Here is a 13,124-nt window from a genome sequence, read left to right as displayed (position 1 = left end):
TACAAGAACAATTAGAGAGGGAACACCATGATCGTTCGTACCTCACGGCTTTCGCCGCATGGGGCCGGGGCGCGCCGCGTCCGTACCCCGGCCCTGACCCTTGCCGCCGCCCTGGTGAGTGTCGCCGGCCCGACAATGGCTTTCGAGTTCGATAGCGGCAATCCGGACCTGCGCATTCGCTGGGACAACACCCTCAAGTACAGCGCCGCCTGGCGCACCGAAGGGCAGAGCAGCGGTCTGACCGAAGGCAGCGCGGCGCTGAACCTGGACGACGGTGATCGCAACTTCGACAAGGGCCTGATCTCCAGCCGGGTCGACCTGCTCTCGGAAATGGACATCACGTACCAGAACGTGGGGGCACGCATCAGCGGCGCCGCCTGGTACGACGAGGTCTATAACCGCAATACCGACAACAACGCCGCCGGCCGCAACAACAGCCTGGACGGTGATGATTTTCCCGAGGCTACCCGCACCTTGCACGGGCGCAAGGCAGAGCTGCTGGACGCCTTTGTCTTCGCCAAGGGCGACCTGGGCGACATGCCGGCGTCCGCTCGCCTGGGCCAGTACGCGATGCAATGGGGCGAAAGCCTGTTCTACGGGATGAACGGCATTGCCGGCGGCATGGCGCCGGTGGATGTGGTCAAGGGCCTGTCGGTGCCCAATACCCAGTTCAAGGAGCTGATTCGGCCGGTCAAGCAAGTGTCCGGTCAATTGCAGCTGACCCCGGACGTCAGCCTCGGCGCCTATTACCAGTTCGAATGGGAAGCCAACCGCTTGCCCGCCTCGGGCAGCTATTTCTCGACGGACGATTTCTTCGCTGACGGCAACCAGCGGCTGTTCGTGGGTGACGCGCTCTTCCCCGGCGGCCAGCCCTTGGCGTTCTACCGGGGTAGCACCCAACAAGCCAAGGATTCAGGGCAGGGCGGCCTGCAACTGCGCTGGCGTACCGAGAACTTCGATTACGGTATCTACGCCATACGCTTCCATGACAAGAGCCCACAACTGGTGGTGCGCCCGGATTTCGCTCACCTGGACCCTGTCAGTGGCTACGCCGGCCAGTATCAATGGGTCTACCCGGAAGGGATCGAAGCCGTGGGCGCCAGCTTCTCCACCACCCTGGACCAGTTCAACGTGGCCGGCGAGCTTTCCACCCGCTGGCACCAGCCCCTGGCCTCCACCCTGCAGCACGCGCTGGTCGATGGCGAAGACGCGTCCAACGATGCCGACGAAGCCGTCTACGCCACTGGCCGCACGCTGCACGCCAACCTGTCCTGGCTGGCCAGCCTGGGCCCTTCGTTCGTGTCCCAGGAAGCCAGCTTCGTCGGGGAGCTGGCCTGGAACCGAGTGTTGAGCGTGACCCGCAACGCCGATGCGGTAGATCCGAACGCCGACCGCGACGCCTGGAGCCTGCGTACCGTCTACGAGCCCATGTACCGGCAGGCGTTTCCCGGCTGGGACATCAGCGTGCCCGTGGGCGCCAGCTACACCCATGGCGCCTCGATGGCCCTGGGCACCGGCTTCGGCGCCAACCGCGGGGGCGACCTCAACATCGGCATCAAGGGCAACTACCTCAATACCTGGAACCTGGGGCTGACCTACACCCACTACTACGGCCGCAGCGACACCTTCCTGGATGCCAGCAGCAACTACACCTTCGAGCAAAGCCTGATCGACCGCGATTTCCTTGCCTTCAGTGTCAGCCGCACCTTCTAAAAACAAGAGGACCGTCCATGAACCTCCGTCATCGCCTCAGTGCCCTGTCTTTCGCCTTGATGGGCGCCCTCAGCCTGGTTGGCCCTGCCCAGGCCGCGGTCAGCGCGGCCGAAGCCGATACCCTCAAGACCACCCTTACGCCCTTGGGCGGCGAGCGCGCCGGCAACGCCGACGGCAGCATCCCGGCCTGGAACGGTGGCCTGACGCAGGCCGGTGGCGGGGAGGGCAAGCGCAGCGACCCCTTCGCCAGTGAAAAGCCCCTGTTCACCATCAGCGCCCAGAACATGGCCCAGTACGCGGACAGGCTGTCCGAGGGCACCAAGGCCATGCTCAAGAAGTATCCGGACAGCTACCGGCTCAATGTCTACCCCACGCACCGTACCGCGGCCGCGCCCCAGGCGGTGTATGACGCCACCTATGCCAACGCTACCCGGGCCAGGCTGGTTGAAGGCTCGGCCGGTGCCATGCCGGAGAACGCCCAGGGCGGCATTCCCTTTCCGATCCCCAAGGCCGGGGTGGAGGTAATGTGGAACCACCTGTTGCGCTGGCGTGGCGCCTCCTGGCACGCCAATTTCACCCAATACCTGACCACCGCCGATGGCAAGCATGTGCTGACCAATGATTCCCGGGCTGACATGCAGATGCCCTGGTACCTGCCCGACGGCGGCAAGCAGGACGGCACTTTCTGGACGATCCGCATGATCAACGATGGCCCGCCCCTGCGCGCGGGCGAGGCCATCACCGGGCGCGAGAACCTTAACGCCGACAACGCCGGGGTCTGGACCTACCTGCCAGGCCAGCGTCGGGTACGCCGCCTGCCCAACGCCTGCTGCGACACGCCGACGCCTGCCACCGCCGGGGTGATGAGTTTCGATGAGCTCTATGTGTTCAACGGGCGCCTTGACCGCTTCGACTGGAAGCTGGTGGGCAAGAAGGAGCTGTACATCCCCTACAACGCCAACAAGGTATTCACGGTGGCCAACCCCACCGACCTGCTGGCCGACCATCATCTGGACCCGGCCGACCTGCGTTGGGAGCTGCACCGGGTGTGGGTGGTGGAAGCCACCCTCAAGTCCGGCAAGCGCCATGTGATGCCGCGCAGCACCTACTACCTGGACGAGGACACCTGGGCCGCCGTGCTCGGCGAGCGCTACGACGCCCAGAACCAGCTTGCCAAGGCGTTGTGGACCACGCCCGTGGTGTTGCCAGACCTGCCCGGCGTGGTAACCCTCACCAACGGCTTCTACGATTTGCTCTCCGGCGCCTGGTTTACCGGGGACATCTTCGCCGGGAAGAGCGAGCAATACCGGGTCGTCAATGCCTACAAGGACAGCGTCTTCACCCCGGATGCCCTGGCCGGCGAAGGCGTGCGCTGAGATGGCCTGCATGGGTTTGATCGGTAGGCTGATCATGGTCGTGGGCCTGGCCAGCTTGCCTTGGGCAGCCACTGCGCGAGCCAGCGAAGCGCAGATTCCGGCCCAGGCTGCGCCGGGGCTACATGGGGTGCTGTTGGACATCACCCGTGCCGGTGACCGGCTTGTCGCCGTGGGCGAGCGCGGCACCGTGCTGCTTTCGGATGATAACGGCGTTGGCTGGCGGCAGGTGAGCGTACCGGTAGGCAATACCCTGACCGCGGTGCGTTTCATCGATGCCCGGCGCGGCTGGGCAGTCGGGCATGCCGGCGTGGTCTTGCACAGCGAGGATGGTGGCGAGCACTGGGCTCTGCAGCTCAGCGGCGGCGAGGCGGCGCAGCGGGAATTGGACGCCGCCCGCGCCGCGGGAGACGAGGCGCGGGTCGAGTCCGCCAAGCGGCTGGTGGCCGATGGCGCCGATAAACCCTGGCTGGCAGTAGATTTTCGGGATGCCCGCCATGGTCTGGTGGTAGGGGCCTACGGCCTGGCCATGGCCACCGTGGATGGCGGCGCCACCTGGCAGTCCTGGATGGGGCGCCTGCCAAACCCCCAGGGCCTGCACCTCTACGCGGTAGCGCGCCGGGGCGCGGAGCTCTATCTGGCTGGGGAACAAGGGCTGTTCCTGCGTTCCAGCGACGAGGGCGGCCACTTCGAGGCGTTGCAGGCGCCTTATGACGGCAGTTTCTTCGCGCTCCAGCCATTGTCGGACGGGCGCCTGCTCCTGGCCGGCCTGCGTGGCAGCCTGTTGGCTTACGACCCGCACGCAGCCCGGTTCCAGAGCCTGGAAAACCCGCTGCCCATTTCCATCAACGCTGCCCTGACGGCGGCAGGCAGCACCCTGGTCATCAACCAGGCCGGCAACCTGTTGCGGGTCAATGGCAACGGAGCGGCCATACCGGTGCCTGTCGCGCCTGGAGCGCCGCTGACCGCGGCCACCCTGGCGGGTGACGGCGCCCTGGTCGCGGTCGGCTTCGCCGGACCTCGCCGCCTGGCGCTACCGGCCAACCCCACAACTTCCGCGGAGTAAGCGATGCTCAGCCATACCCACGCCGGCAACGGCACCCAAGGCGGCCGCCTGGAAGACTTCGACCCAGCCTCTGGTGCCTGGCTGGAACGCGCCCTGTTCAACCACCGCCGCCTGGTACTGGTGCTTTGCCTGCTGGTCACCGCCGCGCTGGGCTGGCAGGCGACCCGCCTCACCCTTAACGCCAGCTTCGAGAAAATGATCCCGGCCGGACATCCGTTCATCACCCAGTACCTGGCCCACCGCCAGGAGTTGAGCGGCCTGGGCAACGCTGTGCGCATCAGCGTGGCCAACCGGGACGCAGATATCTACGACCCGGCCTACCTGGCCGTGCTGCAGAAGCTCAGCGATGAGCTTTACCTGTTGCCAGGCGTGGATCGCGCCTACATGCGTTCATTGTGGACGCCCGCGGTGCGCTGGGTTGGTGTCACCGAAGAAGGCCTGGAAGGCGGCCCGGTGATTCCTGACGGCTACGACGGTGGCGCCGCCAGCCTGGCGGCACTGCGGCAGAACGTGCAGCGCTCCAACGAGATCGGCCAACTGGTTGCCTTCGATCAGCGCTCCAGCCTGGTGTACCTTCCCTTGCTGGCAAGCACCGCCGATGGCAAGCCGTTGGACTACCACGCCTTCGCCACCCAGCTGGAGGCCCTGCGCGCCAAATACCAAAGCGAGCATATCGAGATCCGCATCACCGGCTTCGCCAAGGTGGTCGGAGACCTGATCGATGGGCTGGCACAGATTCTGGCGTTCTTTGCCGCCGCCATCGTCATTACCGCCGGGGTGCTGTGGGCCTATACCCGCTGCTTGCGCAGCACCCTGCTGGTGCTCTGCTGCTCCCTGGTAGCCGTGGTCTGGCAGCTGGGATTGCTGCCGCTGCTGGGCTTCGAGTTGGACCCGTACTCGGTGCTGGTGCCCTTTCTGGTCTTCGCCATCGGCATCAGCCATGGCGCGCAGAAAATGAACGGCATCATGCAGGACGTGGGCCGGGGCATGCATCGGCTGGTCGCGGCGCGCTATACCTTCCGCCGGCTCTTCCTGGCGGGGCTCACCGCGCTCTTGTGCGACGCGGTGGGCTTTGCCGTATTGATGCTGATCAAGATCCAGGTAATCCAGGACCTGGCGTTGATCGCCAGCCTGGGCGTGGCGGTGCTGATCTTCACCAACCTTATCCTTCTGCCGATTCTGCTTTCCTACCTTGGCGTAAGCGCCAGGGCCGCCCAGCGCAGCCTGCGCGGGGAATGTGGGGGGGAGGAGGGCGATACGGCCCCGCCTGCCGGGCTCTGGGCCGTTCTGGATCGCTTTACCCGGCCGGGTCCTGCCAAGGCGGTGGTAGGCATCTCAGCCCTCATGGCGGTAGGTGGCTACTGGGCCAGCCTGCACCTGAAAGTCGGCGACCTGGACGCAGGCGCGCCAGAGTTGCGTGCGGACTCTCGCTACAACCAGGACAGCCGCTACCTGAGCGCTCACTATGGCGCCAGCAGCGACCTGTTCGCGGTGATGGTGAGCACGCCCCCCGGGGGCTGCGCCAATTACGACACCTTGCGCCGGGTAGACCGCCTGGATTGGCAATTGCGGAGCCTGGAAGGGGTGGATTCCACCAATTCGCTGGCCTTGCTCAATCGGCGGGTGCTGGTGGGCCTCTCGGAAGGCAATCCCAAGTGGTACGAGCTGGTGAACAACCAGGCCACCTTGAACATGGTGACCGCGGGCGCGCCGCGCGGCCTGTACAACGAGGATTGCAGCCTGCTCACCCTGTACGCCTACCTCACTGACCACAAGGCCGACACCCTGGCCCGGGTGGTGGCCAGCGTGCAGCGGTTCGCCCGGGAAAACGACAGCGAGCAGGCCCGTTTCCTGCTGGCGGCAGGTAACGCAGGCATCGAGGCGGCTACCAACATCGTGGTGCAACAGGCCAGCCGGGAGATGCTCTGGTGGGTCTACGGCGCCGTGGTGCTACTGTGCCTGGTGACTTTCCGCTCGTGGCGAGCGGTAGTGTGTGCCGTGTTGCCCCTGGCCCTGACCTCGGTACTGTGCGAAGCGCTGATGGTGGGCCTTGGCATTGGCATCAAGGTAGCGACCCTCCCGGTAATTGCGCTGGGCGTGGGCATAGGCGTGGACTACGCCCTCTATGTGATGACCATAGTCCTCGCCGAGATGCGCCAGGGCGCCAGCCTTTCCCAGGCCTACCAGCGCGCCCTGCGCTTTACCGGCCGGGTGGTGATGCTCACCGGCGTCACCCTGGCGGTAGCCGTCGGCACCTGGATCTTCTCGCCCATCAAGTTCCAGGCAGACATGGGCGTGCTGCTGGCCTTCATGTTCCTCTGGAACATGGTCGGTGCCCTGGTGTTGTTGCCGGCCCTGGCCTGCTTCCTGTTGCCGGGCGCGCGTACCAGCGCCGCGTCCCAGGCCGCGACCGTTCCTTCCCCTTCGAATGCCCGCGCGCGGCGTGCGCCGGGCCATGCCCTCCCACCTCAGACCCTGGAGGCCCGCCATGAAGGCTGAACCCACGGCCCGTTGGCCCCAAGCCACTCTCTTGCTGCTGGGCAGTTGCCTGCCTGTACTGGGCGCCGTACTGCTGGCACCGGTACTGCCACGGATGCAGGCGCATTTTGCCGAGGTCCCGGGGGCCGCCGTGCTGGTGCCGCTGAGCCTGACCTTGCCAGCCCTCGTGGTGGCCTTGCTGGCGCCCTTCGCCGGGATCATGGCCGACCGGGTGGGGCGCAAGCCCTTGCTCTGCCTGGCCCTGGCGCTCTATAGCCTGTGCGGGCTGCTCCCCTTGTGGCTGCCCTCGCTGGGCGCAATCATCGCCAGCCGCGCCGGCATCGGCCTGGCCGAAGCGGCCATCATGACCGCCTGCACCACGCTCATGGGCGATTATTACAGCGGCCCCCGGCGGCAGCGCCTGTTCGCCCTGCAAATGGTCGCCACGTCGCTTTCCGCAGCGATCTTCATGGGCCTGGGCGGCGTGCTCGGCGCCCAGGACTGGCGCGCGCCTTTCTGGCTCTATGCCTGCGGCCTGCTGTTCCTGCCCTTGGTCTGGCGGTTGCTCTGGGAGCCCAAGCCATCGACCCTGGCCAGGCCGGAGGAGCGCGTGGGCAATGCCTGGTCCGGATTGCAGGGCTTCTATGGGCTGGCGGTCATTGCCGGCGTGAGCCTGTTCATCGTGCCCATCCAGGGTGGTTTCCGCCTGGGCCTGCTCGGGATCGAAGACCCCGCGGCGATCGGCGCCACCATGGCGGCGAACCAGCTAGGGGTCGTCGCCGGCGCCCTTGGCTACCGCTGGCTCGGCCAGCGTACCCGACGGGCGCTGGTGCTGGCCTTCATCTGTGCCGGCAGTGGCGGCGCCTGGCTGGCTCTGGCCACAAGCCAGCCGGCGGTAGCCGCGGCTGTGACGCTCAATGGATTGGGGGTGGGCATGCTGCTGCCCACCTTGATCGGCGCCATCATGGCCAGGGTGCCCTTTGCCCAGCGCGGTCGCGCCAGCGGCCTGTTCACCGCGGCCATATTCGCCGGCGAGTTCGCCAGCCCTTTATGCGTGCTGGCGCTCAATGGCGGCGCTCTGGACCAACTGCCTCGTGCATTGCTGATCATCGCTGGGGCCCAGTTGCTGATCGGCGCCGCCTGCCTGGGCCTTGGCCGGTTGCTCGAGCCTGGCACGGCCCGGCCTGACGAGGCCCGCTCCTTAACCACCCAGCCCGCCACCCCGACACAGGATCCGCTATGAAACTTGCTACCTTGAAGAACGGCCACCCGGACGGAAGGCTGGTAATCGTCGATACCTCGCTCAACCAGGCCGTGGACGCTAACCCCGTGGCCGCCACGCTGCAACAGGCGATTGCAAGCTGGGACGCTTGCGAGGGCGCGCTGCGCGAGTTGGCCACGCGGCTGGCCCGTGGCGACTGCCCGGGTGCTTTCACCTTTGATCCCCATCAGGCCATGGCGCCACTGCCCAGGGCCTACCAATGGTGCGATGGCTCGGCCTTCATGAGCCATGGCGAGCTGATGCAGAAGGCCTTCAACCTGCCGCCCATCGAAGGAGCGGATCGGATACCGCTGATGTATCAGGGCGCCGGAGATGACTTCCTCGGGCCCCATGACGACGTTCGCTTGCCCAGCCAGGCTCATGGCATCGACTTCGAAGGGGAGTTCGCCGTGCTCGTCGACGAAGTGCCCCTGGGCTGCCCGGCAGAGCAGGCGCTGGGCCACGTCAAGCTGATCCTGCAATTGAACGATGTGAGCCTGCGTGCCCTGGCGCCGCGAGAAATGACCACCGGTTTCGGCTTTCTCCAGGCCAAGCCGTCGTCCGCCTTCGCGCCCTTCGCCGTGACCCCTGACGAACTGGGCGATGCCTGGCGGGACGGACGCGTCCACTTACCCTTGCAGGTGCATTGGAACGAACAGTGGTTCGGCGAGCCTCACGGCGGCCAGATGACCTTCGGCTTCGATCAATTGATCGCCCACGCCGCGTTCACTCGGCGACTCGGCCCCGGCACGCTCATCGGCTCCGGCACGGTGAGCAACCGCAACCGGGACGCGGGGTCTGCCTGTATTGCCGAGCGCAGGGCGATCGAGATGATCACGAGTGGCGCCCCGAGTACGGGGTTCATGAAGTTCGGCGACCGCGTCCGCATGGAGGCTCGTGGGCTGCAGGGTGAAACCCTGTTCGGCGCCATCGAGCAGCGCATCGCCCAGGCCTGAGGAGCAACCATGCGTGTTCTGATTACCGGAGCCAGTGGCTTCGTCGGCCAGGCTCTGAGCCAGCGCCTGTTGCGCCAGGGCCACCTGCGCGGGGAGCGCCTGACGCTGCTGCGCCTGCTGGACACCGAGTTTTCCGAGACCTTCAGCGATGCGCGAGTGCGTCAGCATGCCGGTAGCGTAGCGGACCCCGTACTGCTGCGCAGAATACTGGCCGACGGAATCGACGTGGTCTTTCACCTGGTCAGCATCGCCGGCGGGGCGGCCGAAACCGATTATGGACTGGGCTATCAGGTGAACCTGCTGGCCAGCCTTGAACTGCTGGAGCAATTGCGCTGTGCCGCAGGCTGTCCTGTGCTGGTGTTCGCCAGCAGCGTGGCGGTGTATGGCGCCAGCCTGCCGTCGCGCATGGACGAGCAGACGGTGCCACAACCGGCGCTCAGCTATGGCGCGCACAAGCGAATGGTGGAAATCGCTGTCCAGGACCTGGCCCGGCGTGGCGAGGTGGATGGCCGAGCGTTGCGCCTGCCGGGCATAGTAGCGCGTCCATCGGGGCAACAGGGCCTTAAATCCGCTTTCATGAGCGAGCTGTTGCACAGCTACGCGGCGAATCGGCCTTTCATCTGTCCGGTGTCGCCCGAAGCGTCGGCCTGGTGGATGTCCTTGCATTGCTGTGTCGACAACCTGATCCGGGCCGCCGAGATCGGCGCCTTGCCGGCCCAGGCCAGTCGAGTGTGGCAATTGCCCGTGCTGCGCCTGACCGTAGCCGAAGTGGTCGCGGCCTTGGCCGCGCGCTTCGGCAATGAGCCACGGGCGCGGCTGAGTTTCCAACCCGAACCGGAACTGGAACGGCTGTTCGGGGCCTTTCCGCCCTTGCGCACGCCCCAGGCGCGCGCCCTCGGGCTGCACCACGATGGGAATGCCGCTGCCTTGGTTCGCAATGCCCTGTCGTCCATTCCTGCGCGTCCGCGCGTCCTACCCGGAAACCTTGCCTATGAAGCCTGAACGGCGTTTCGTCGACCTTTCCGTCACCCTGGAAAACAATCCCTACACCGATCCGCCGCCCTTGCTGCCGCGTATCGAGTACAGCGATCACCAGCAAGGCTGGCCGGAGATGGCCGCCATGTTTCCAGGGCTGACCCTGGAACAGATGCCAGGCGCCGAGGCCTGGGCGGCCGAGCGGCTGGTGATGACGACCCACAGCGGTACCCATATGGACGCCCCCTGGCATTACGCTTCCACCACGGACGGTGGCGCCCGGGCTTGGGGCATCGACGAACTGCCCCTGGAATGGTGCCTGCGCCCCGGCGTAAAACTGGACTTTCGCGCCCTGGCGGACGGACATGTGGTGACCGCGGCCGAAGTGGCGGCCGAGCTCGATCGTATCGAATACCGTTTGCAGCCGTTGGACATCGTGCTGGTCAATACCCGGGCCGGGGAACTGTTCGGTCAGCCGGGCTACCTGGATGCCGGGGTCGGCATTGGACGGGAGGCCACTCTCTACTTGCTGGAACAAGGCGTGCGGGTGGTCGGCACCGATGCCTGGAGCTGGGACGCACCCTTCAGCTACACCCGCCAGCGCTTCGCTGAAACAGGGGATGCCTCGCTGATCTGGGAAGGGCACAAGGCGGGGCGGGACGTGGGCTATGGCCAGATGGAAAAACTCGCCAACCTGGCCCGGTTGCCGCCCCATGGCTTCACCGTCAGTTGTTTCCCCTACAAGATCAAGGGGGGCAGCGCCGGTTTCGTTCGCGCCGTGGCCATCTTCGATTGACGGCCGCAGCCATTCATCCGTGATTGTCGGGCCGGCAGGGAATTTCCGGACAGTGCCGAGGCTCGAATCTCCACGACAAAGCGGATTCGAGTTGTTCTTTTATGACTGCCTTGCAAAACCTTGCCTGCTCGAAGTCTCAACCCGTGCCGGTCACCACGCCGGCCCGGGACCTTTATAACGCGCTGATGCGCCAGCCCAGCGCGCACAGCCTCGAAGCCGCCCGGCAGTACCTGGACGAACGGCTCGAGGAGGCCGCGCAGTTGGGTGGCGGGCTGCCTGACAATCTTGACGATCTGGACGCCTGGGTGGGTGAAAGTGCCGCCAGGGTCGCCGAGCAGTATGCCAGCTACCTCAAGGCCCGCCACGAAGGTGCCCCACGCCGGTTCTTCAGCAACCGCTCCCATGCGCTGTTCTTCCTTCGCGCCGTGGCGCCTACCAAGCTGGTCGACGGTGCCTGGTTGTACGGCACCTTGCGTCAGTGGGCCGACGGTCGCTATCACGGCTTGATCCGCACCTACCTTGAGGAACTGGGCGATGGCGAGCCGGCCCAGAACCATGTGGTGCTCTACCGCAAGTTGATCGCCGACCTGGAGTGTGAGCCCCAAGGCGACCTGGACGACAGCTACTACGTGCAGGGCGCCATACAGCTGGCCCTGGGGGCGCTCGGTCACGAACTTCTGCCCGAGGTGATAGGTTTCAACCTGGGCTACGAGCAGCTGCCGCTGCACTTGCTGATCACCTCGTTCGAGCTGAACGAACTGGGCATCGACCCTTACTATTTCACCTTGCACGTGACCATCGACAATGCCAGTACCGGCCATGCCCAGAAAGCGGCGCAGAGCCTGCGCGAGCTGATTCCGCTGAACGGCCGCGAAGCCTTCATTCGAAGGGTGAGGGCCGGCTACCAGCTTAACGAGCTGGGGGCCGGCACCACGGCCGCCATCGCCGCCTTCGATCTCGAAGACGAGCTGGTGGCCATGCTTGAACGCAAGCAAGTCTTCGCCCAGCACATGCATTCCGACTACTGCAAGATCGAAGGCCGCACGGTCAACCAATGGCTCGCCGAGCCGGGTGGCATCCGCCCGTTCCTGGCGGCACTGGAGCGCAAGGGCTGGATCAAGCGTCAGGCAGACCCCTCGGAAAGCCGCTTCTGGCAGCTCATCGACGGTCCGGGCGCGGCCATGTTCGGGGTGTTCAGTGCCTACGAGAAGCAACTGCTGGCCGATTGGATCGCCGACGGCCATGTACCGGAAGCAGGGCAGCGCCGGGGCAGCGATAACCCCTTCCGCCTGAAATTCCGCCAGCATCCGCTGGCGACCTCCCTCGCCCAGGCCGGCGGGCCCAGCGTCGAGGAACGGGCCGAGGTACAGGCAGCCTTGGCCCAGGCGGGGCCCAAATCGCGGCTGGAACGCTTGTTGCCCTTCCTGGCTCCGCAATGTCATGCCACCCCGAGCGGCCTTTATGCCACCCGCCTGTTCGCCCGCGAGCTTGCCGGCGAAGCGGGGATCAGCCGATGAATATGTTGAGAGCCCTCGAAGAAGTGGAACAGGCGGATGCTGATGCCGCGCTCTTGACCCTGGGCAGCTATCTGGCCGAGGCGGGCTATGCCTTCATAACGCCGACTCCCTTGACCCAACAGCGCAATCTCGACCGACGTGGCGGGCCCGCCGAGGACCTGCGCGATATCTTCGGCTGGAACCGCCCCTTCACGGCCGAGCGGTTGCCCGACACCCTGTTCGCTACATTGGGTGCCGGGCAGTTGATCACTGAACAGACACCCGGACACTGGCGTAGCCTGGTGCGCTGTTCCAGCCTCGGGGAGCTGCGCCTGCTGCACTCCGGCTATCCGACCGAGGCGGCCGACGCGGTGTTCTTTGGCCCGGACACCTACCGTTTCGCCCGTTGCATCCGCGCCCATCTGGAGGCTCGTGAAACCCCGCCGGCGCGTGCCGTAGACATTGGCTGTGGCAGCGGCGCCGGCGCCCTCGTGATTGCCAAGGCTTGCCCACAGGCAAGTGTGTGGGGTACCGACATCAACCCCGGCGCGCTGCGCCTGACCAGGATCAATGCGCGACTGGCAGGAGCGGCTAACCTGACGCCCGTCGCCAGTGATGTGCTGCGTGATCTAAAGGGCGAGTTCGACCTGATCGTGGCCAACCCGCCTTACATGAAAGACCCCAAAGGGCGCGCCTACCGGGACGGCGGGGCAGGGATGGGCAGCCAGCTCTCGTTGCGCATCCTCGACGAAGCGGTACAGCGCCTGGCCCCGGGCGGTACCTTGCTCTTGTATACGGGCGTGGCGATCCAGGCAGGCGAAGATCCTTTCCTCGGCCAGGCCCGCCAGCTGCTGGAGGCCTTCCCCGGACAATGGCGCTACGAAGAGCTGGATCCGGACGTCTTCGGCGAAGACCTCGAGCAGGAGGGCTATGCCCAGGCTGAACGCATCGCCGTGGTGCTGCTGGAAGTCCGCCGCCAGCCCTAGCCTCGACTCTGAAAAGGAGATGAC

The 13,124-nt window shown here is 66.0% G+C and carries 10 protein-coding genes; all 10 read left to right on the top strand.

Annotated features, from left to right (window positions below; all coding sequences use genetic code 11):
* Positions 1-27 precede the first annotated feature (27 nt).
* The 10 genes from BN1188_RS20040 to BN1188_RS19995 all read left to right on the top strand — a co-directional run bounded on the left by BN1188_RS20040 (position 28) and on the right by BN1188_RS19995 (position 13,100).
* Positions 28-1,713, top strand: coding sequence for a DUF1302 domain-containing protein (locus tag BN1188_RS20040; RefSeq protein ID WP_040263429.1), 1,686 nt, complete (start codon positions 28-30; stop codon positions 1,711-1,713).
* A 59-nt stretch (positions 1,714-1,772) separates the two neighbouring features.
* Entirely contained in the window at positions 1,773-3,089 is a 1,317-nt protein-coding gene (locus tag BN1188_RS20035; protein WP_408633637.1) for a DUF1329 domain-containing protein, read from the top strand.
* 10 nt (positions 3,090-3,099) lie between these two features.
* A complete protein-coding gene (locus BN1188_RS20030; protein ID WP_084596329.1) occupies positions 3,100-4,152 on the top strand; it encodes a WD40/YVTN/BNR-like repeat-containing protein in 1,053 nt (350 codons plus the stop codon).
* Between the two features lie 3 nt (positions 4,153-4,155).
* The gene (locus BN1188_RS20025) at positions 4,156-6,651 is read left to right on the top strand and encodes an efflux RND transporter permease subunit (protein ID WP_052469411.1); all 2,496 of its coding nucleotides are present in this window, start codon (positions 4,156-4,158) and stop codon (positions 6,649-6,651) included.
* Positions 6,641-7,873 (top strand): MFS transporter, encoded by a 1,233-nt coding sequence (locus tag BN1188_RS20020; protein WP_052469410.1) that lies wholly within the window; start codon positions 6,641-6,643, stop codon positions 7,871-7,873. Before BN1188_RS20025 ends, BN1188_RS20020 begins: the two co-directional genes overlap by 11 nt.
* On the top strand, positions 7,870-8,847 hold the full coding sequence (locus BN1188_RS20015) for a fumarylacetoacetate hydrolase family protein (protein ID WP_040263425.1): 978 nt from the start codon (positions 7,870-7,872) through the stop codon (positions 8,845-8,847). Before BN1188_RS20020 ends, BN1188_RS20015 begins: the two co-directional genes overlap by 4 nt.
* A 9-nt stretch (positions 8,848-8,856) precedes the next feature.
* A complete protein-coding gene (locus BN1188_RS20010; protein ID WP_040263424.1) occupies positions 8,857-9,849 on the top strand; it encodes an NAD-dependent epimerase/dehydratase family protein in 993 nt (330 codons plus the stop codon).
* Positions 9,839-10,618: a cyclase family protein gene (locus BN1188_RS20005; protein WP_040263422.1), complete on the top strand. Its 780-nt coding sequence runs from the start codon at positions 9,839-9,841 to the stop codon at positions 10,616-10,618. The genes BN1188_RS20010 and BN1188_RS20005 overlap by 11 nt, the downstream gene beginning before the upstream one ends.
* Positions 10,619-10,719: 101 nt before the next feature.
* Positions 10,720-12,135, top strand: coding sequence for an iron-containing redox enzyme family protein (locus tag BN1188_RS20000; protein ID WP_040263420.1), 1,416 nt, complete (start codon positions 10,720-10,722; stop codon positions 12,133-12,135).
* Complete coding sequence (locus BN1188_RS19995; RefSeq protein WP_232430950.1) at positions 12,132-13,100, top strand: methyltransferase; 969 nt, start codon at positions 12,132-12,134, stop codon at positions 13,098-13,100. Before BN1188_RS20000 ends, BN1188_RS19995 begins: the two co-directional genes overlap by 4 nt.
* Positions 13,101-13,124: the final 24 nt, after the last annotated feature.

Origin of the sequence: Pseudomonas massiliensis (genome assembly GCF_000826105.1) — a bacterium.
Classification (GTDB): Bacteria; Pseudomonadota; Gammaproteobacteria; order Pseudomonadales; family Pseudomonadaceae; genus Aquipseudomonas; species Aquipseudomonas massiliensis.
The sequence above is the reverse complement of the archived record's forward strand: the minus strand, read 5'-3'. Positions and strand labels throughout refer to the sequence as shown.

What these genes read in the sequence shown, in the direction of transcription:
- BN1188_RS20040 (WP_040263429.1), top strand. Translation starts at nt 28, where the DNA reads ATGATCGTTCGTACCTCACGGCTTTCGCCGCATGGGGCCGGGGCGCGC.
- BN1188_RS20035 (WP_408633637.1), top strand. Translation starts at nt 1,773, where the DNA reads ATGGGCGCCCTCAGCCTGGTTGGCCCTGCCCAGGCCGCGGTCAGCGCG.
- BN1188_RS20030 (WP_084596329.1), top strand. Translation starts at nt 3,100, where the DNA reads ATGGGTTTGATCGGTAGGCTGATCATGGTCGTGGGCCTGGCCAGCTTG.
- BN1188_RS20025 (WP_052469411.1), top strand. Translation starts at nt 4,156, where the DNA reads ATGCTCAGCCATACCCACGCCGGCAACGGCACCCAAGGCGGCCGCCTG.
- BN1188_RS20020 (WP_052469410.1), top strand. Translation starts at nt 6,641, where the DNA reads ATGAAGGCTGAACCCACGGCCCGTTGGCCCCAAGCCACTCTCTTGCTG.
- BN1188_RS20015 (WP_040263425.1), top strand. Translation starts at nt 7,870, where the DNA reads ATGAAACTTGCTACCTTGAAGAACGGCCACCCGGACGGAAGGCTGGTA.
- BN1188_RS20010 (WP_040263424.1), top strand. Translation starts at nt 8,857, where the DNA reads ATGCGTGTTCTGATTACCGGAGCCAGTGGCTTCGTCGGCCAGGCTCTG.
- BN1188_RS20005 (WP_040263422.1), top strand. Translation starts at nt 9,839, where the DNA reads ATGAAGCCTGAACGGCGTTTCGTCGACCTTTCCGTCACCCTGGAAAAC.
- BN1188_RS20000 (WP_040263420.1), top strand. Translation starts at nt 10,720, where the DNA reads ATGACTGCCTTGCAAAACCTTGCCTGCTCGAAGTCTCAACCCGTGCCG.
- BN1188_RS19995 (WP_232430950.1), top strand. Translation starts at nt 12,132, where the DNA reads ATGAATATGTTGAGAGCCCTCGAAGAAGTGGAACAGGCGGATGCTGAT.